General features: G+C 66.0%; 19 protein-coding genes, 1 tRNA gene and 2 pseudogenes. 3 read left to right on the top strand and 19 right to left on the bottom strand.

All coding sequences use genetic code 11. From position 1 onward, the window contains the following. Positions 1-2: 2 nt before the first annotated feature. Both KW83_RS01280 and KW83_RS01285 read right to left on the bottom strand, forming a co-directional pair. Positions 3-743: a 50S ribosomal protein L21 gene (locus tag KW83_RS01280; protein ID WP_036173405.1), complete on the bottom strand. Its 741-nt coding sequence runs from the start codon at positions 741-743 to the stop codon at positions 3-5. Positions 744-935: 192 nt separating this feature from the next. Continuing rightward, positions 936-1,751 carry a DUF2059 domain-containing protein gene (locus KW83_RS01285; RefSeq protein WP_081904443.1) on the bottom strand — a complete coding sequence of 272 codons (816 nt, stop codon included), beginning with the start codon at positions 1,749-1,751 and terminating at the stop codon, positions 936-938. Between the two features lie 152 nt (positions 1,752-1,903). Between KW83_RS01285 and KW83_RS01290 the strand changes: the two genes are divergently transcribed. Next, a tRNA-Ser gene (locus KW83_RS01290) sits at positions 1,904-1,993 on the top strand. A 36-nt stretch (positions 1,994-2,029) separates the two neighbouring features. Then, positions 2,030-2,296 (top strand): hypothetical protein, encoded by a 267-nt coding sequence (locus KW83_RS21100; RefSeq protein WP_034828152.1) that lies wholly within the window; start codon positions 2,030-2,032, stop codon positions 2,294-2,296. Between the two features lie 273 nt (positions 2,297-2,569). On the opposite strand, the pseudogene KW83_RS19520 reads toward KW83_RS21100, so the two are convergent. The 4 genes and pseudogenes from KW83_RS19520 to KW83_RS01315 all read right to left on the bottom strand — a co-directional run. Continuing rightward, positions 2,570-3,613 (bottom strand): annotated as a pseudogene (locus tag KW83_RS19520) (recombinase family protein); the annotation flags it as partial. After that, positions 3,610-3,996, bottom strand: coding sequence for an HVO_A0114 family putative DNA-binding protein (locus KW83_RS01305; RefSeq protein WP_034828158.1), 387 nt, complete (start codon positions 3,994-3,996; stop codon positions 3,610-3,612). The gene KW83_RS01305 and the pseudogene KW83_RS19520, both read right to left, overlap by 4 nt. Positions 3,997-4,015: 19 nt before the next feature. Beyond that, the gene (locus KW83_RS21105; protein ID WP_034828160.1) at positions 4,016-4,330 is read right to left on the bottom strand and encodes a hypothetical protein; all 315 of its coding nucleotides are present in this window, start codon (positions 4,328-4,330) and stop codon (positions 4,016-4,018) included. Between the two features lie 152 nt (positions 4,331-4,482). Then, a complete protein-coding gene (locus tag KW83_RS01315) occupies positions 4,483-5,391 on the bottom strand; it encodes a LysR family transcriptional regulator (protein ID WP_034828162.1) in 909 nt (302 codons plus the stop codon). Between the two features lie 98 nt (positions 5,392-5,489). Between KW83_RS01315 and KW83_RS01320 the strand changes: the two are divergent. Beyond that, positions 5,490-6,311 (top strand): annotated as a pseudogene (locus KW83_RS01320) (SDR family oxidoreductase). A gap of 27 nt (positions 6,312-6,338) precedes the next feature. On the opposite strand, the gene KW83_RS01325 reads toward KW83_RS01320, so the two are convergent. From KW83_RS01325 to KW83_RS01385, 13 genes are all read right to left on the bottom strand, one after another. Beyond that, entirely contained in the window at positions 6,339-6,584 is a 246-nt protein-coding gene (locus KW83_RS01325) for a DUF2274 domain-containing protein (protein ID WP_036173413.1), read from the bottom strand. A gap of 2 nt (positions 6,585-6,586) precedes the next feature. Beyond that, positions 6,587-7,726, bottom strand: a complete 1,140-nt coding sequence (locus tag KW83_RS01330; RefSeq protein ID WP_034828166.1) for a TrbI/VirB10 family protein — start codon at positions 7,724-7,726, stop codon at positions 6,587-6,589. Continuing rightward, the gene (gene trbG, locus KW83_RS01335; RefSeq protein WP_034828167.1) at positions 7,723-8,745 is read right to left on the bottom strand and encodes a P-type conjugative transfer protein TrbG; all 1,023 of its coding nucleotides are present in this window, start codon (positions 8,743-8,745) and stop codon (positions 7,723-7,725) included. Before trbG ends, KW83_RS01330 begins: the two co-directional genes overlap by 4 nt. After that, positions 8,742-9,431 (bottom strand): conjugal transfer protein TrbF, encoded by a 690-nt coding sequence (gene trbF, locus KW83_RS01340; RefSeq protein ID WP_034828168.1) that lies wholly within the window; start codon positions 9,429-9,431, stop codon positions 8,742-8,744. The genes trbG and trbF overlap by 4 nt, the downstream gene beginning before the upstream one ends. Then, positions 9,428-10,804 carry a P-type conjugative transfer protein TrbL gene (trbL, locus tag KW83_RS01345; protein WP_036173417.1) on the bottom strand — a complete coding sequence of 459 codons (1,377 nt, stop codon included), beginning with the start codon at positions 10,802-10,804 and terminating at the stop codon, positions 9,428-9,430. Before trbL ends, trbF begins: the two co-directional genes overlap by 4 nt. A gap of 3 nt (positions 10,805-10,807) precedes the next feature. After that, the gene (trbK-alt, locus tag KW83_RS01350; RefSeq protein ID WP_034828601.1) at positions 10,808-11,095 is read right to left on the bottom strand and encodes a putative entry exclusion protein TrbK-alt; all 288 of its coding nucleotides are present in this window, start codon (positions 11,093-11,095) and stop codon (positions 10,808-10,810) included. Positions 11,096-11,113: 18 nt separating this feature from the next. Continuing rightward, entirely contained in the window at positions 11,114-11,875 is a 762-nt protein-coding gene (gene trbJ, locus KW83_RS01355; RefSeq protein ID WP_034828600.1) for a P-type conjugative transfer protein TrbJ, read from the bottom strand. Then, positions 11,872-14,358: a conjugal transfer protein TrbE gene (gene trbE / locus KW83_RS01360; protein WP_034828599.1), complete on the bottom strand. Its 2,487-nt coding sequence runs from the start codon at positions 14,356-14,358 to the stop codon at positions 11,872-11,874. The genes trbJ and trbE overlap by 4 nt, the downstream gene beginning before the upstream one ends. Before the next feature lie 13 nt (positions 14,359-14,371). Continuing rightward, on the bottom strand, positions 14,372-14,653 hold the full coding sequence (locus KW83_RS01365; RefSeq protein WP_026782251.1) for a VirB3 family type IV secretion system protein: 282 nt from the start codon (positions 14,651-14,653) through the stop codon (positions 14,372-14,374). After that, positions 14,653-14,985, bottom strand: coding sequence for a TrbC/VirB2 family protein (locus KW83_RS01370; RefSeq protein ID WP_034828598.1), 333 nt, complete (start codon positions 14,983-14,985; stop codon positions 14,653-14,655). Before KW83_RS01370 ends, KW83_RS01365 begins: the two co-directional genes overlap by 1 nt. Further along, the gene (gene trbB, locus KW83_RS01375) at positions 14,982-15,929 is read right to left on the bottom strand and encodes a P-type conjugative transfer ATPase TrbB (protein ID WP_425466427.1); all 948 of its coding nucleotides are present in this window, start codon (positions 15,927-15,929) and stop codon (positions 14,982-14,984) included. The genes KW83_RS01370 and trbB overlap by 4 nt, the downstream gene beginning before the upstream one ends. A 194-nt stretch (positions 15,930-16,123) precedes the next feature. Continuing rightward, the gene (locus tag KW83_RS01380) at positions 16,124-16,585 is read right to left on the bottom strand and encodes a ribbon-helix-helix domain-containing protein (protein WP_034828596.1); all 462 of its coding nucleotides are present in this window, start codon (positions 16,583-16,585) and stop codon (positions 16,124-16,126) included. A gap of 11 nt (positions 16,586-16,596) precedes the next feature. Beyond that, positions 16,597-18,576, bottom strand: a complete 1,980-nt coding sequence (locus KW83_RS01385; protein WP_036173421.1) for a conjugal transfer protein TraG — start codon at positions 18,574-18,576, stop codon at positions 16,597-16,599. Positions 18,577-18,637 lie beyond the last annotated feature (61 nt).

An 18,637-nucleotide genomic window follows, 5' to 3' on the forward strand; every position in this document is an offset into this window, starting at 1 on the left:
CGTTACTCCTTTTCGGCGTTGAACGCGGTGGCCTGGGCAACCCAGTCGTCGCGCCCGATACGGCCCTTGAACGAAAGCTGATCGTCCATGTAGGCGATTTCTTCCGGGCCCCATGCCATGATCTGGTCGAAGTGGAACACGCCGTTCTCATGAAGCTTCTTTTCTAGCGCTGGTCCGACGCCGGAAATTCGCTTGAGGTCGTCGGCCTGCCCGTCGCGTGCTTCGCTCAGCAGGTTGCTGGGCTTCACGGTCTCTGCGGTCTCGGCCGCGGCTGTCGTCTTTGCAGCGACCTTTTCCTTGGCGCCGCCGGTGGCGACGCGCTTTTTCATCTCGGCCTGGCCGGTCCGGTTGTCGACGAAGGTGCCCTTGTCGGACCGGACGCCGGTCCAGCCGGCGATACCCGCGCCGACGGCTTCCTTCACGCCCGTATCCGTGGCGCCGGACTCCAGGATGTCGGTAATCCGAAGCAGCGTGAGCTGCTGGCGGTGGCCTTTCGTGCGCTTCGAGCCGTGTTTGCGGCGGCGCTTGACGAAATGGATGACCTTGTCGCCCTTGATCTGCTCGATCACCTCGGCCTGGACACCCGCGCCGTCGACGAGGGGCGTGCCGATGGTCGTGCCGACCATGAGAACGTCGTTGAACTGGATCTTTTCACCGGCATCCGCAGCAAGTTTCTCCACGCGCAGCACGTCGCCGGACTGCACCCGGTACTGCTTGCCACCGGTCTTGAGGACCGCAAACATCGCGTCTTCCTTTGTTTCCCGCGTCCTGTGGCCCCCGATCGGGCGTTCCCGGAGACTGGCTCCGCCTCGGACAGCGCGCCCCGGAGGGGCGTCATTGCAATGGTATCCACGCCGGAACCGCATCCCGGACGGATGGGCGCGATATGAGCGGTCTGCGGGCGGCTGTCAAGCGGCGCGGCCCGCAGCGGCGGGTCAGATATCCTCGCCCTGCATGAAGCCCGCGGCCGCCACGCCCAGATCGCGCGAGATATCGTTGTACAGGCCATCGAACGCCGCGAAGATCGCGCGGTTCAGCGTCCGCCCCGCGGGCGACCGGCTGAACGCAATATACGCGTCGATGGCGGCCGCGTCCAAGGGCTGGTAGGCCAGGCCCAGATACGCCATCAGCCAGTCGCGCGTATCCGACCGGATCTCCGGCTCTTGCGCCCAGACATCGGCGATCATCTGGTCCTCGGTCAGCCCGGGCAGCAGCGCCCCGCCCTCGGCCAGCCCCTCGTAGAACGCATAGTTCGCGTTCATCGTGCCGGTGACGTTCTGCTCCACCAGGTCGTTCGACTCGATGAAGCTCTCGATCCGGTCGAGCCGGGTGGCGGGCAGATCCTGGACCGCGGCCCGGGCCGCCGTCTCGACCGCCTCGTCCTCAAGGGCGCTGCGCGCGTCGATTTCCAGAGAGATGATCTTCTTCCCGCGGTCGGAGGTGAAGAACGCCATGGCGGGGCCGATGTCCGCATCGCCCAAGGCAGCGGCGAAATCGTCGGCCACGCGCTCCTCCATCCGGTCGCCGGTATAGATGCGCGCGACGGCATCCTCCCAGACGGCCCCGCCCTGGCCGGGGAACAGGTCGTCCTCGATGCTTTCGCCGTAGGCCAGCCCCTCGCGGCGCATGATCTCGATCACCTCGCCAAGCCTCAAGGCCTCGAACAGTGCCCGAGGATCGTCGGTCTGCGCGGCCGCCGGCCACGGAACCGCAAAAAACGCCACGGCGGCGGTGATGAGACCTGCGCTCATCGTCATGAGACCTCCATGTTCAGCCGCGCCCACAGCGCGCCGCGTTCGCACCGAAGGTAGTCGTCCCGTCCGGCCGTGCCAAGGTGGCGTCAATTCTCGCCCACCCCTCTTGCGAAAGCGCCTGCCCCGGCGTAGATCGCCCCCCAGACCGCGGAGAGGTGCCGGAGTGGTCGAACGGGGCGGTCTCGAAAACCGTTGAGGGTGCAAGCCCTCCCAGGGTTCGAATCCCTGTCTCTCCGCCACTTCAGTCCGCCTCTGGGCACGCCAATCGCCGCCGATTGCCGCACCTGGCCGCCCGCAAGCGTCCTCAGCAGTTCCGTTTTCGATCCCATGATGCGGATTGCGTCGTCGGCGACCTCGACACGCTGCGCCAGGGCGCGCAGGTGATCCCGCCGATAGCCGCCCTCACGGTCCCGGATACGGTCGCGAGCGATCTGCGAGAATTGCCGGATCATCGCCGGGCTGACGGCGCTGTGACCGGGGCTGTCGAGCAGCGTCTGAGCGCGGTCGGCGTCCGCCCGCGCCTGATCGCGGATGACCTTTAGGCCGGCGATGCGTTCGGTCAGCGCCGGGTCGTCCAGATCGGCAACCCCGGCCTCGATGGCGTCATAGAGACGCTTGAGGCGTAGTTCCGATTCGGAAGCCCGGCGCTGCAATTCGGCGATGTGCTGGCGGCGGCGCTCGGCCTGATCTTCTCGGCGACCGAGGACGCTGCCAAGCAGCTTCTCCAGCCGGTCGGGATCAAGCAGGCGTTCCTCGATATGACCGGCAACCATGGTGTCGAGCTTGTCCATGGGGATCGCGCGCCCCTTGCAGCCGGTTTCGCCCTGCCGTGCCCGGATCGAGCAGGCATAGTAGCGATAGCGGCCGCTCTTGCCGGTGCGGATGGTCATCGCGCCCCCGCAATTGCCGCAATAGCAGATGCCGGTCAGAAGCGTGGGACCGATCACGACGCGCGCGGGCAGTTCGGTCTTGGGGTTGCGGGCCTGCAAGAGCTTCTGCACCGCCTCGAAGGTCTCGCGGTCGATGATCGGCGGTACCGGCACGATGACGATTTCATCGGCTTCCTTGTCCGCCTTGTTCTTCCGGTTCTTGCCCCATTGATGCTCGCCCATATAGGTGCGCCGGGTCAGGATGCGGTGAACCTGGCCGACGCCCCAACGGCCGCCGTCACGGGTGAAGATGCCTTTGCCGTTCAGATGCTTGACGATGGCCTTAACGCCCATCTGACCGGAATCGCCATCACCTTCCAGCGCCAGGCGATAGATCAGGCGGATCGTGTCGGCGTGCAGCGGGTCGACTTCCAGCTTCTTCTTGACCTTCGCGCCGCGCTGCTCGGCTGCGACGACGCGATAGCCGACCGGGGGCAGCGAGCCGTTCCAGAAGCCTTGCCGGGCGTTTTCCTTTAAGGCGCGCAGGACATGCTTGGCGTTCTCCTTGGACTGGTATTCGTCGAACAGCGCCATGATCTGCCGCATCATGACGTGCATGGGGTCGTCGCCCATCTCCTGCGTGATGGAGACGAGGCGAATACCATTCTTCGCCAGCTTCCTGACATAGAACTCAAGCTCGAAATGATCGCGGAAGAAGCGCGAGAAACTGTGAACCACGACAATATCGAAGGGCGCGGGCTTCGACGTTCCCGCCTCAATCATTCGTTGGAACTCGGGGCGGCGGTCGTTGGTGGCCGACGCGCCGGCCTCCACGAAGGTTTCGACAAGCTGATAGCCCCTCGCTTCGCACCATGCTTCGCCCTGCCTGCGCTGGTCGGGGATCGACACGTCATGTTCGGCCTGCCGGCTGGTGGAGACGCGCAGGTAGAGGGCAGCCCGCAGGGCGACATTGGGATTGTGGACGTTCATTTGCGGGTTCCTTTCCTGCGAGGCTCGACCAGAGGCAAGACCAGTTCCACACGGTCATGAACGAGCTTCGGGACCAGTCTCAGACCCCGGCCTTTTTCCATGCGCACAAGCCCGTATCCGACCATGGCCTTGAGGGTTCTGGACAGGTTGGACTTGGCGCGGCCGGTCATCTGCGCCAGCTCTTCCAACGAGGCTGGCTGCTGTTCGTAGATGATGCGCAGCATCTCGCAATTGCTCGCTGACATGAATTTGGCGAAGGATGTCGTGGAGATGAACCAGACCGTCGGCTCGCCGGGCTTCGGTTTTTCCTCGCCACGCGCGATCCGAAGGGTGCGGGCCTTCATTTCCTCGGGATCGGCGATCCCGACTTTCAATGTGGACATGGCAAGACTCGATTATCGTTCAGGGTTTTTCATTATCATAATACGATAACGATTTCAAGTCATCGGGCAGATCGACCGAGCCGAACAACTCGTCGAACACATCGGCGAACCAGCGCTCGAACACCTGAATCTCGGCCTCGGTGATCGGCACGTCCTCGGGCCAGTCGTCGATGACCGGCAGCCGCTCGACATCGAAGAGATGGAGCGGGCGTCCACGCGGCGGACTGACGCGCGGCGTCGGGTCGTCGTCGTAGTCGTAGAGATCGTCGGGGAGCGTTTTGGGGACCGGCTGCCGTGGGCGGCCCCTGCTGCCGTGGCGGTGTTTCGTGGACATGGAATCCTCCGTGGTTCGCGGGATTTTCCGGGGGCTGGAAGCCCGGAATAGGCGAAGCATGGAGGGGGATCGGCGGCCTGTAGCGTGCCGCATTTGCGTCGATGCGTTGACGGCACCCCTGTTACTAGTGTCGGCGCAGAGCCCGTTGCGCCTTACTTGCTGGTTGTCGCGCTGGTCTCCGCCCGCAAACTCTCCAGGAAGAGAGTGAAAGCACGGGTCGGATGGCGCCGGCTCGAATAGAAGGCGTGATAGCCCGGAAACGGCGGACACCAATCGGCAAGGACCTCGACGAGCAGCCCGTCGTTCAGAAAGGGCGCGGCGAGATCTTCGAGCATGTAGGCCAGACCCATCCCCGCGCTGGCAGCCCCTACGAGTGCGTCGCCGTCATTGACGATCAGGGACGGCGACACTTTTACCGTCTCCGCATGTCCGTCTTTCTCAAACGACCACGGCGACAGGGTGCCACCCGCGTTTCTGAAACCGATGCAGCGGTGGGCCGACACGTCACGCGGCGTGTGCGGAGGATCGCAGCTGTCGAGATACCGGGGCGCCCCCACAACGACAGCGCGCAAGTGGGGCCCAACGGGCACGGCGACCATGTCCATTTCCAAGTCTTCGCGCAGCCGTATCCCGACATCGAACCGCTCGGCAACGATGTCGACATGCCGGTTCTCCACGCTCAGCTCGCCGTCGATCTCGGGATGGGCAGCGATCAGTCGCGAGAAGGCCGGCCAGACGAGCGTATCGGCGGCATGTTTGCCGCAGGTCACCCGCAGACGTCCGCCCGGTTCCTCACGCAACTGTTCCAGATCGTCGATTTCCGCATCAATCTCCGCGATGACCGGCGCGAGTGTGGCCAGAAGCCGCTCGCCCGCCGCGGTGGGGGCAATGCTGCGTGTCGAGCGTGACAGCAACCTGATCCCCAGATCGGCCTCAAGGCGCTTTACGGTCTGGCTGACGGCGGACTGGGTCACGCCGAGGCTGCGTGCCGCCGCGGTGAAGCTGCGCTCTTCGGCAACGCGATTGAAGATGACGAGGTCCGAGAACTTACGCGGGTCCATTCAGTAGCTATACTACTTGGTCCGACAAATTTCGAGGTACTAATCTCCCACTGCATAGATGCGCTAATATCGCGTCGGCACGACAAGAGGAGCTGACAATGACAGAAAAGGTATGGTTCATCACCGGCGCTGGCAGGGGACTTGGGCATCTGCTCTCTCGCGATGCGCTGCGCGCTGGCGACAAGGTCGTGGCAACCAGCCGAAGCGTCGACGGGCTTGCAGAAAGCCTCTCCGCTCCGGACGACAGCCTGCTCGTGTTACCGCTCGATGTGACCGATGCCCGGGCGGCTTCGGCAGCACATGACGCAGCCATGGAGGTGTTTGGCCGGATCGACATCCTGGTCAACAACGCCGGCCGCGCCCAGCTTGGATGATGGTTCGAGACGATCCCGGAGGAGGACGTGCGCCGGCAGTTCGAGATCAACCTCTTCGGGGCGATGAACGTGGCGCGCGCGGTGCTGCCGACGATGCGCCGTCAGCGCTCGGGCCTCGTGGTCACGATCTCCTCGGTGAACGGCTTGGTCTCGAACCCCGGTGGATCGGTCTACTCGGCGTCCAAGTTCGCGCTCGAAGGCTGGATGGAGGGCCTCGCCGAAGAAATCGCGCCGCTTGGCGTCCGATCACTCATCGTGGAGCCGGGGATGATGCGCACAAACTTCCTTGATCCGTCCACTGCACGGCAGGGGGATATGGACATTGCCGACTATGCCGAGGCGGTGGCCGGTTTCCGAACCTTCATCGCAGAAGCGAACGGCGCGCAGCAGAACGATCCGGCGGCGCTTTCCGCCCTGATCGTCTCTGAAGCGTCCTCTCCCGACCCAGCGCGACGGCTCCTGTTCGGCGCCGATGCGCACGAATGGGCCAGCGCCAAGTGCCGGCAACTCACAGCCGAGATCGACGCTTCGAGCGCCCGTGCCTGAGTGCGGGCAATGTCGGCTTCGTGCCGCTCAGTTGCCATTTATCCCACTGGACCACTTCCCCCCCCGCCGCGCCTTTGCGAAGCCGCGGTCCGTGGCGATGAACCGCTCCAGCATGGGCACGATCAGCCTGACGGGATCGGCAACGGCTTGCCCCGTCTCGCGCCCCAGCACCTCGGCATAGGCGACCAGATCGCGGTGGAGCGGCGCGGGCAGCTCCAGGGTCACCTTTACGGGCTTGTCGTCGGGCAGCGGGCCGAGTTTCAGCTTGGTCATGGTCAACCTCCTGCCGGCTCGAATATCAAATCGCGGGTGACGATTATCCTGACCGGGAAGCCGGGCCGGATGGTCAGCGTGGGCGCGACCTGCAACTGGCGCTGGACGATCTGCTGGCCTGCCTGATTGACGGTATCTTGCGCCCCGTCGCGGATGGCGCGGATCAGCCGGTCCTCGTCGCTGGTCGCGAGCTCCGTGCCGACTGCGAGCAGCGTGGATAGTCCTGCGGCCTTCATCAGATCCCACCAATGATAATCGACGCCATCCTCAAGGCCGGCATAGCCCGATGCGTCCGCGCCCGGCAGGCGCTCAAGGACGATGGAGCGGCCGCCCGGCAGGATCAGGCGATTCCACACCAAGAGCACCCTGCGCTGGCCGAAGGTCACGCCGTCATCATATTGGCCGATGATGCGGGTGCCCTGCGGAATCAGGAGCAGCGAGCCGGTCGGGCTGTCATAGACGTTCTCCGTCACCTGCGCTGTGATCTGGCCCGGAAGGTCGGAACGGATGCCGGTGATGAGCGCGGCCGGGATCACGGCCCCGGCCTGCAGGATATAGGGCGAGGCCGGCGGCGTGACGCGATCCGGCGCGACGGTCTGGCGGTCCACCGGGCCGCCCAGGAAGGCGGCATGGCGGTTCTGACCGGCCGCTCCCTCCGGTTGCCCGCCGAGACCGGCCAGGCCGGGCATGGCCGTCCCGGCTGGTGTTCCTGTGCGCGGTCCGGTCTGGAAGAACACGCTGCTCAGGCGCGCGGCTTCTTCCTCGGCGCGGCGGCGTTCTTCCTCGGGATCGACCGCGGGCGCTGTGATCGCAGGCGTTGCGACCGGCTGGCCCCGCCTCTCGGCGTCGAGGATCGGACGGCCAAGGTCGCCGGGCAGCGCGGGGCCGAGGACCGGGCCGGTGTAGTCGGAGGGCAAGCCCGTGAGTCCGTCCGCCGTGGGCCGGTTTTCTGTCGAATAGAGTTCTTCGCCGCCCGGTCCGGCCTCGCGGGTCTGGAGCGCGTAGATCAGCGCGCCGCCGATGCCGAGAAGCGCGACCGCGCCAATGCCTGCCAGCATCTTGCGGGACAGGCGGGTGACGCGCGGCGGTTCTGCGCGCAGCCGCATGGGCGCTGTGGTGTCGGTGATCGGGTTGTCTGTCATGACGGCGAGTCTCCGGTGGCTGCGGGCTGAGCGGCGGCCTGTCGTTGCTCGATACGGACGATCCTGACGACCTGCTGGCGGTTGCCGCTGCCAAGGCGCAGTTCGGCCGCGCCAAACAGACGGTCCACGATCAGGACGTTCCGGTAGATGCGGGAATTGACGATCTGCGGCTCGCCGTCCGACCCGAGCACGAAGATCGGCGGCATTTCGCCCTGCACGATCCCGCGCGGGAAGACGACATAGACGCGCCGGCCATCGTCGAAGACGGAAACCGGCCGCCATGGCGGGCTGTCGCCCTGCACCTGCAATCCATAGCGATAGTTCCGCGCCGCCTCGGCAGGGATGACCGGCGCGGACGGGACGGCCCGGCGCTGGCCTGCCGGCGGCGCGGGATAGGCCCAGGCGACGGCGGGCATGTAGAGCGCTTCCCGCGCGCGCAGCTCCATCATGTAGGTTCGCCGGTCGGTGGTCACGACAAGGTTGGTCGAGATGTCGTCGCGGGTCGGTTTCACGAGGATATGGACGCGCCGGTTGGCGCCGCTGCCGCTCTCGGTATCGCCGATGATCCAGCGGGCGGTGTCGCCGGCCGCAATCGGTCCTGCGCCGGTCAGGTTTTCACCCGGCTCCAGCGCGATATTGGTGATTTGACCGGGGGCGGCATAGACCTGATAGAGCGCGCCTTCCGACCACGGGTATATCTGGATGGCGTTGTAGTAGCCTTCGCGGCGCGGCTCGACGCGGGCGGCGGCGTTGGCGTTCTCGACGCGGCCGGTCGGTGTGCCCGCCCTCTCGCCGCCGCGCGCGACGGTCCAGGCGGGCGGAACATGCAGCGGCCGGGGCGTGTCCTCTGCCGAAGCGGCAGGCGGCGTCGGCAGCGGCGGCACGGCGTCGTCATAGGAGAATTGCGGCGTCCGGTTGGTGGCGCAGCCGGCCAGCACGGTCGCGGAAAGCAGCAACGCCGCCAGTGCGGGTTTGCGGAAAACCGGAAAGCCGGCTTTGCAGAAAGACGTGCGGGTCATTGGCTCATCTCCCGCGACCATGAAATCGCATTGACATAGATGCCGAGCGGATTGGCGCGCAGCCTCTCGGCGGTGCGCGGCGGCTGGATCACGATGGTCAGGATCGCGGTCCATCGCTCGGTGCCGGAAAGCTGGCCGTTTTCGTAGTGGCGCTCGGTCCAGGCGACCCGGAACGATCCGGGCGATGCCCGGATGACGCTGGACACATCGACGGCGATCTGTTGGCGGCCGACACGGGTGAACGGATCGTTGGCGCGGGCATAGTCGTTCAGAGCCGCAGCGCCCCGGTCGGTGGTGAACTCGTAGGCGCGAAGCCAGTTCTGGCGGACGATGATCGCATCGGCCGGGATCGCGCGGACCTGCTCGATGAAGCGGCCGAGATGGAAAGCGATCTGCGGATCGGTCGGGCGATAGTCGGCGTTCGCCGGTGCGACGGTCTGGGCTTCGCCGAGCGCATCGACCTGCACCACCCAGGGCACCACGGTCCCGCGCGCCGACTGCCACACCAGCGCCGAGGCGAAGCCCGCCGACAGGATCAGGGAACCGAACGCCATGTAGCGCCAGTTTCGCGCCTGCACGCGGGCCGAGCCGATGCGCTCATCCCAGACCTGCGCGGCCTTCTGATACGGGGTCTCGGGTTCCGGCGTCTTGCCGTAATGGGCTGCGGGTCGTTTGAAGATGCTCATGAGCAGTCACTTTCGGAAAGGTTGACGGAAGAACCGGGGCCATGGCTGTCGCCGGAGCGGACGGCGTGTGCGGCCATGGTCGTGCCGTGGTTCATGGCCTGCGAGCGGCGCATCCGCTGCGCCCAGGCAGGCGGTGCGCCTGTGGCCGAGGCGGACGCGGCCGGGGCGGATGCTTCCGCCGCGCCTCCGGCCGTGCCCATGGTGGACGCGCCGCCACTCGCACCGAAGCCAGCCTTCGCGCCTTCGGAGAAACTGGACTTGACGCTTTCGGACGCGCGGGAGGCAGCGCGTTTCAAGGGTGAGACGGCTGCCGATCCTGCCGCGCGAGCGACGCCGCCAAGGCCAGACGCGACACCGGCCGCGCCGGACTGGCCGAGCGAGCCGAGGCTGTAGGCTGCGGAAGCGGCTCCTGTGGCCGTCGCGCCGCCGCGAACGGCCGCGGCCCCGCCGGACAAAGCGGCAGCGCCGCCTTTTGCGCCGAGCATCGCCGCGCCACCCGCCGCCGCACCGCCCGCCAGCACCATGCCGCCGGCGGCGAGGCCGGTGCCCACGGCCGCGCCCGCGCCGAGCTGGGGGCCGCCCGAGACAAGGCCGGTGGCGATGCCGGGTCCGAAGATGCCGAGGCCGAGCAGCGACAGGGCCGCGAGCACAATCGCCATGGCATCGTCGATCGTGGGGGTGACGCCGCCGAAGCCGGCGGTGAACTGCGAAAACAAGGTTGAGCCGATGCCGATGATGACGGCCAACACCAGAACCTTGATGCCGGAAGAGATTACGTTGCCAAGCACACGCTCGGCCATGAAGGCGGTCTTGCCGAACAGGCCAAAGGGGATCAGCACGAAGCCGGCCAGCGTGGTCAGCTTGAACTCGATCAGCGTGACGAAGAGCTGCACGGCGAGGATGAAGAAGGCGAGGATCACCAGCGCCCAGGCGAACAGCAGGCAGGCGATCTGGATGAAGTTCTCGAAAAACGACCAGTAGCCCATCAGGTCGGAAATGGAATCGAGCAATGGTCGGCCGGCATCGAGGCCGGTCTGTGCCACCCGGCCTGGCCGCATGAGGTCGGCAGCGGAAAAGCCCGTGCCCGACGCCATGAGACCGAGACCGGCGAATGAGTCGAAGACGATGCGGGCGAGGTTGTTCCAGTTGCCGATGACGTAGGCGAAGACACCGACGAACAGGGTCTTCTTGACCAGCCTTGCGATAATGTCGTCATCCGCGCCCCAGGCCCAGAAGAGCGCCGCCAGCGTCACGTCGATGACGATCAGGGTGGTGGCGATAAACGCCACTTCCCCACCGAGCAGGCCGAAGCCGGAATCTATGTAGCTGGTGAAGACCCCAAGAAACGAGTCGATGACGCCGGTTCCGCCCATGGATCACTGTTCCTCGTTCTGTCGCGGAGCGGTCTGGGCGGGCGTCCGGCCAAGAAAGCGGTCGCGGCTCTCGGCCCATGCGGAAAGGCAGACCGGATCGCTCGTCGCCGCTTCCCCAAGCTGCTGGCACCGGCGAAGCGTCGCGCGGAGCGGATCGGCCGGCGGTTGCAGCGCCGGTGCGGTGCTGGCCGGCGCGGGATCGTCCTTGCGGGTCATCTCGATCACCGTGGCCGCGATGGCCATGGCGACGAATACGACGGCCCCGAGCCGGGCCAGCATCTTGCCGTCCATGGGCGGCCCCTCCCGTGGTCAGTTGTTGCCGTTGAACATCTGCGCGTTGCCCGGCTGGTAGCCGCTGCCGGGGGTCAGGAAGCGCTCGCGCTGGACACGGCCCTGTTCGGCGGCCGTCGCACGCTCGGCCTCGATCAGCGCTTCCGACCGGCCGTTGGCGGCGAGCATGGCGATCAGGTCGGAAAGCTGCTGCGACTGGAGGGCGAGGATCTGATTGCCGGCCTGCGTGGCCTGCAATGCGCCGGTCGCACCCTGGCTCCGGCCGACGAGCGCGGCCATCTCGGCGCGGTTGCTGTCGATATTGCCGACGACACCGGCTTGCACCTTCATGGCGTCCTGCAAGCCGCCGACCGTGTTTTGCCAACGGTCGCGCGCATCGGCGACAAGCTGGGCGTCGGTCGCCGACAGCGACACATTGCCGTATTGGCTCTGGAACGCCTGGTCGATGTTCTGCACGTCGAACGCGATGTTCTGCGCGTCGCTGAGAAGCTGCTGCGTGCGGCTGACGTTCTGTTGAATCTGCTGGAGCGAGGAATATGGCAAGCTCGCCAGATTGCGGGCCTGATTGATGAGCATCTGGGCCTCGTTCTGGAGCGAGGTGATCTGGTTGTTAATCTGCTCCAGCGTGCGCGCGGCCGTGAGCACGTTCTGCGCGTAGTTGGTCGGATCATAGACGATCCATTGCGCATGGGCCGGGCTTGCCAGCATGGGCGAAAGCGCGACCGGAATGGCGAGCGCCAGCGCAAGGGCCGAGGCCCCGACAAACTTGGAATAGGTCATGGAAGAATCTCCTGTGGGGTATCGAGTCGGGCCGGCGCGGCGGATTCCGGCCGGTCGGCAAGATTGGTGAGGTTGGGGATCAGCTCGACCGCCCACTCGACGCCGCGCTCGCGCAGCCATGCGGCGAGGAAACCATCGCGGCCGTGCTCCGCAACGATCTGCGCAATGAGGGTCTGGTCGGATTTGGCGGATGCGGCGCAGAGGGCGAGGCCGACTTCGGACAGGCCCAGCTCGAACAGGCGGTTGCCCCTGCGGCTTTGGCAGTAATAATCCCGCTTGGGCGTGGCCCTTGCGAGGATTTCGATCTGCCTGTCATTGAGGCCGAAGCGGCGATAGATGGCCGCGATCTGCGGCTCGATGGCGCGCTCGTTCGGCAGCAGGAGCCGCGTCGGGCAGCTCTCGATGATAGCGGGCGCGATGTTGCTGCCGTCGATGTCGGACAGGCTTTGCGTGGCGAAGATGACGCTGGCGTTCTTCTTGCGCAGCGTCTTCAGCCATTCGCGGAGCTGGCCGGCGAATCCCTCGTCGTCGAGCGCAAGCCAGCCTTCATCGATGATGAGCAGCGTGGGGCGGCCGTCGAGCCGGTCGCCGATGCGATGGAACAGGTAGGACAGAACGGCCGGGGCCGCGCCGGTGCCGACCAGCCCTTCGATCTCGAACGCCTGCACGTCCGCCGATCCCAAATGCTCTGTCTCGGCGTCGAGCAACCGGCCATAGGCACCGCCGACGCAGAACGGCCGGAGCGCCTGTTTCAGATCGTTGGATTGCAACAGCACCGCAAGGCCGGTGATCGTGCGTTCTTCGACCGGCGCGGAGGCGAGCGAAGTCAGCGCCGTCCAAAGATACTCTTTGACCTCGGGCGTGATGGCGATGCCTTCGCGCATGAGGATGGTGGCAATCCAGTCCGCCGCCCATGCGCGTTCATAGGTGTCGTGGATGCGGGCCAGCGGCTGGAGCGAGACGGACGCCTCGGCCCCTTCTGTCAGCCCGCCGCCAAGGTCATGCCAGTCGCCGCCCATGGCGAGCGACGCGGCGCGGATGCTGCCGCCGAAGTCGAAGGCGAAGACTTGGCTGGCCTCGTAGCGGCGGAACTGGAGCGCCATGAGGGCGAGCAGCACGCTCTTGCCCGCGCCCGTGGGGCCGACGACAAGGGTGTGCCCTACGTCGCCGACATGCAAAGACAACCGGAACGGGGTTGAGCCTTCGGTCTTTCCAAAGAGCAAAGGGGGCGCACCGAAATGCTCGTCCCGTTCCGGCCCCGCCCACACCGCCGAAAGCGGGATCATGTGGGCGAGATTCAAAGTGCTGATGGGCGATTGCCTGACATTCGCGTAGGCGTGTCCGGGCAGGCTGCCGAGCCATGCGTCAACCGCGTTGACGCTCTCGGGCATGGCGGTGAAGTCGCGGCCCTGAACGATCTTCTCGACCAGGCGCAGCTTCTCGTCGGCAAGGCGCGGGTCGGCATCCCATACGGTGACGGTCGCTGTGACGTAGGCCATGCCCGCCACGTCCGCCCCAAGCTCCTGCAACGCCATGTCGGCGTCGAGCGCCTTGTTCGCGGCGTCAGTGTCCACAAGGGCGGACGCCTCGTTGGTCATCACCTCTTTCAGAATCGCGGCGACGCTCTTGCGCTTGGCGAACCATTGGCGGCGGATGCGGGTCAGGAGCTTTGTGGCGTCCACTTTGTCCAGCAGGATCGCGCGCGTGCTCCACCTGTAGGGGAACGGCAGCCGGTTCATCTCGTCGAGCAGGCCAGGCGTCGTCGCGGTCGGGAAACCTACGATGGTCAGGACGCGCAGATGCGCGTCGCCAAGGCGCGGCTCCAGCCCGCCCGTCAAGGGCTGATCGGCCAGCAGCGCGTCGAGGTGCATGGGCACCTCGGGCACGCGCACACGGTGGCGATTGGTCGATATGGTCGAATGGAGGTAGGTCAGCGTCTCCCCGTCATCGAGCCAGCGGCACTCCGGCATGAATCCGTCGAGCAGCGCCAGCACGCGATCGGTGCGATCGATGAAGGCGCGCAGGACCTCCCACGGGTTCACGCCGGATTGCTCGCGACCCTCGTAGAGCCAGCTTTCCGCGCGGGCGGCTTCCTCGGCCGGGGGCAGCCAGAGGAAGGTCAGGAAATAGCCGGACACGAAATGCGTGCCGGCTTCTTCGAAACCCGCTTTGCGCTCTGCATCGACCAGCGCCGAGGCGGCGTCGGGAAAGGCGCTGTCGGGATAGGTCGCGGCCTCGCTGCGCTGCGCCTCAACGAAGATGCTCCAGCCGGAGCCGAGACGGCGCACGGCGTTGTTGATGCGACCGGCGACGGCGACTAGCTCGGCGGCGACGGCGGAATCCAGATCGGGACCGCGAAACTTCGCGGTGCGCTGGAACGATCCGTCTTTGTTGAGCACGACACCCTGACCGACCAGCGCCGCCCAGGGCAGATAGTCGGCGAGGCGCGCGGCGGTGCGGCGGTATTCGGCAAGGTTCATCATGGATGGGCTCCCCTCAGACCGCCAGAAAAGCCGGGATGCGCAGATGCCGCCGCCCGACTTCGACGAATTGGGGATCGCGCTTCGCCGCCCATACCGCCGCGAAATGCCCGATGGCCCATATGGCGATGCCGACCAGCCAGAGGCGCAGGCCGAGACCCACGGCCCCGGCAAGCGTCCCGTTCATGATGGCGATGCTTCTCGGAGCGCCGCCGAGCAGGATATGCTCGGTCAACGCCCGGTGGACCGGGATCGAGAATCCCGGCACCGCGTCCAGTTGTTCGAGACCGCCCGCCATCAGACGAGCGCCCCGCCGCCGAACGAGAAGAACGACAGGAAGAAGCTCGATGCGGCGAACGCGATGGACAGGCCGAACACGATCTGGATCAGGCGACGGAAACCGCCGCTGGTGTCGCCGAAGGCCAGCGTCAGGCCGGTCACGATGATGATGATGACGGCGATGATCTTGGCGACCGGCCCCTCGATGGATTCGAGGATGGATTGGAGCGGCGCTTCCCACGGCATCGACGATCCCGAGGCATGGGCGGCCGGAGCCATGAAGAGGCCGACATAGGTGAAGGTCGCGGCCGTGGCGACGTGGCGGCGGATGCGCATGGTATGACGGATCATTCGGGGTCTCCAGTTCTGGTGGGGGTTGCCAAGGGGCTGAGATGCGTGATGCGGTAGTCGCCGTCCGGCCCCAGCCCTTCGACGCGGGCGAGTTCGGCCAGCCGGCGCGCGGAACCGCGCCCGGAAAGGACGGCAACAAGGTCAATGGTTTCCGCGATCAGGGCGCGCGGGACGGTGACGACAGCCTCTTGAATGAGCTGTTCAAGCCGGCGCAGCGCGCCAATGCCGGTGCCTGCGTGGATGGTGCCAATCCCGCCCGGGTGGCCCGTGCCCCATGCTTTGAGCAGATCGAGGGCTTCCGATCCGCGCACCTCGCCGATGGGGATGCGGTCGGGGCGCAGGCGCAGCGAGGAACGGACCAGATCGGAAAGCGTCGCCACGCCGTCTTTCGTCCGCATAGCGACAAGGTTGGGCGCGGCGCATTGCAGCTCGCGAGTGTCCTCGATGATGACGACACGATCCGCGCCCTTGGCGACTTCGGCCAGAAGCGCGTTGGTCAGTGTGGTCTTGCCGGTGCTGGTGCCGCCCGCCACGAGGATGTTGGCGCGGGATGCGACGGCCGCGCGTAGCGTTTCCGCCTGATCGGCGGACATGATGCCGGCGGACACATAGTCGTCGAGCGTGAACACCGCGACGGCGGGCTTGCGGATGGCGAAGGCCGGCGAGGAAACCACCGGGGGAAGCAAGCCTTCAAAGCGTTCGCCGCTCTCGGGAAGCTCGGCCGAAACGCGGGGACTGCGGGCATGAACCTCGACGCCGACATGGTGTGCGACCAGGCGCACGATGCGCTCGCCATCGGCCGGCGGCATCGTTTCGCCCGTATCCGCCAATCCTTCGGACAGCCGGTCGATCCAGATGCGGCCATCCGGGTTCAGCATGACCTCGACCACGGCCGGGTCTTCCAGAAACCGGGCAATGGCCGGGCCGAGCGCCGTGCGCAGCATCCGCGCGCCGCGCTGGATCGCCTCCGGTCTGTGATGTGTGGCAGTCATGTCGGCCCCGCTTTCGACGGGGCGCACGACAGTCGGTCCCCGCATCGGGGTCGATTAAAAGAACCTGATTTTTGGCCGACTCAACAACTATTTACGCGCGTGCGGCCACCGGCGGTGATCGGCGGCAAATAGGACGGTTTGAAAATTCAGGGTCGGTCGCTATCGGGGTCGGACGGCCGCTGCGCGGGACTGTCCCCAAGCGAATCGACATCGCGCGACAGCTCCTTGAGGAACCTGTCTCCGGTGGCGAGGCGCTTGCCGAGGGTCTGAATGAAGCCCTCGAACCGTTCCACGCCTTTCGCGCGGGCGGACGATTGCCCGGTGTCGGAGATCGGCGGCGTGATCGTCAACCAGAACTGGACGAACAGCGAAAGCGTCTCGCCGAGCACGGCGAGATCTTCGTCGAGCCCGTCCATCTGTCGGCCGAGCCTGTCCAGGCGGCGCGTCATGGCCGCCTCCAGCCGATCCGCTGCGTCGCCGGACAGGAAGGAAGCGACGGACGCCTCCACGATGGCGGATTTGGAGACATTGCGGCGCAGCGCCAGCATCTCGACCTGTTGCAGCAATTCGGGATCGAAATAGACGTTCATGCGGGTTCGTGTGGCCATGGGAGGGTTCCTCAAAGCTCGATCCCGTCATCGGGGTTCATCGACGCCTGCCGGGCGACCGCGCGCATGCGCTGACGCAGGGCGCGGGCTTTGGCCGCGTCCAGGTCCGGTTCGTCGTCAAGGATGTCGAACTCCCGCGCCGGAGACGGCGGCGGAACGATTTCCTCATGCTCGGGCAATTCCGGTTCACGGCGGATGCCGGCATTGGCCGGATCGCCTTCCGTTCCGCTAGCCATGGACTGGGCATCGCCCTTCTGCGCGACCAACCGGCTCGACCAATCATCGGATGACGGGTTCGTGGCGGGACCGGCCGCCGGATCGGGTGGGGTCAGGAGGCGTTCAGTGAACCGCGAATCCTCGAAGTAGCGCGCCTTGGTGGCGCGGATCGGCGGCGTGCCCGCGACCATGACGATTTCATCGGTGGGCGGAAGCTGCATGATCTCGCCCGGCGTCATCAATGGCCGAGCCGTCTCCTGCCGGGACACCATGAGATGCCCGAGCCAGGGCGCGAGGCGATGGCCGGCATAGTTGGTGGAATCGCGCAACTCGGTCGCGGTGCCGAGAGCGTCGCTCACCCGCTTGGCCGTCCGTTCGTCATTGGTGGCGAAGCTGACGCGGACATGGCAGTTGTCGAGGATCGAATTGTTCTGGCCGTAGGCGCGCTCGATCTGGTTGAGGCTCTGCGCGATCAGGAAGGATTTGAGGCCGTAGCCGGCCATGAACGCCAGGGCGCTCTCAAAGAAGTCGAGCCGGCCGAGCGCCGGAAACTCGTCCAGCATCAACAGCAGGCGGTGGCGCTTGCCGGAGGTGTTCAAGTCCTCGGTCAGCCGGCGGCCGATCTGGTTGAGGATCAGGCGGATGAGCGGTTTGGTGCGGTTGATGTCGGATGGCGGCACAACGAGGTAGAGGCTGACCGGCTCCTTGCTTTCGACCAGATCGGCAATGCGCCAGTCGCAGCGCGCCGTCACACGCGCCACCACGGGATCGCGGTAGAGGCCGAGAAACGACATGGCGGTGGAGAGCACGCCCGACCGTTCGTTCTCGGATTTGTTCAACAGCTCCCGCGCCGACGATGCGATGACGGGATGAACGCCGCTCGGCCCAAGATGCGGCGTGTCCATCATCGCGCGCAAGGTCGCCTCGACCGGGCGGCGCGGATCGGACAGGAAGCTGGCGACGCCCGCCAACGTCTTGTCCTTCTCGGCATAGAGAACATGCAGGATCGCGCCGACAAGCAGGGAATGGGAGGTCTTTTCCCAATGGTTTCTTTTGTCGAGGCTGCCTTCGGGATCGACCAGAATATCCGCGATATTCTGCACGTCCCTGACTTCCCACTCGCCCTGTCGCACCTCCAGCAACGGATTGTAGGCCGACGACTTCGCGTTGGTCGGATCGAACAGCAGGACGCGGCCGTGCTTTGCGCGAAAGCCGGCTGTCAGCGTCCAGTTCTCCCCCTTTATGTCGTGGACGATGCAGCTTCCCGGCCAGGTCAGGAGCGTGGGCACCACGAGGCCGACGCCCTTGCCGCTGCGCGTCGGGGCGAAGCAAAGGACATGCTCGGGACCGTCGTGGCGCAGATAGTCGCGTTCGTAGCGGCCGAGCAGGACGCCATCGGGGCCGAGCAATCCGGCCGCGCGGATTTCCTTGTCCTCCGCCCATCGCGCTGATCCGTAGGTGGCGACGTTCTTCGCCTCCCGCGCGCGGATGATCGACATAAAGATGGCGGCGGCGATGGCAATGAAGCCGCCGGACGCGGCGATGATCGCACCTTCGACGAAGATCGCGGGCGCATAGGCGTCGAAGGAAAACCACCACCAGAAGAAGGCTGGCGGGTAATAGACCGGCAGACCCGCCAGCTCGAACCACGGTGCTCCAAGCTGCGGCTGGAAGCCGAGGCGAAAGGCGACCCATTGCGTCGCCGCCCAGGTCATCACCAGAACGATGGTGAAGACGATAGCAATCTGACCCCAAAGGATTCGGCCTCCGCGCATACGGGCTCCAGTCGGACAAAGAGACGGAGCCGATCAGAGAATAGGCAAATCCACTACAGGC

This window comes from Palleronia rufa (assembly GCF_000743715.1).
GTDB lineage: Bacteria > Pseudomonadota > Alphaproteobacteria > Rhodobacterales > Rhodobacteraceae > Palleronia > Palleronia rufa.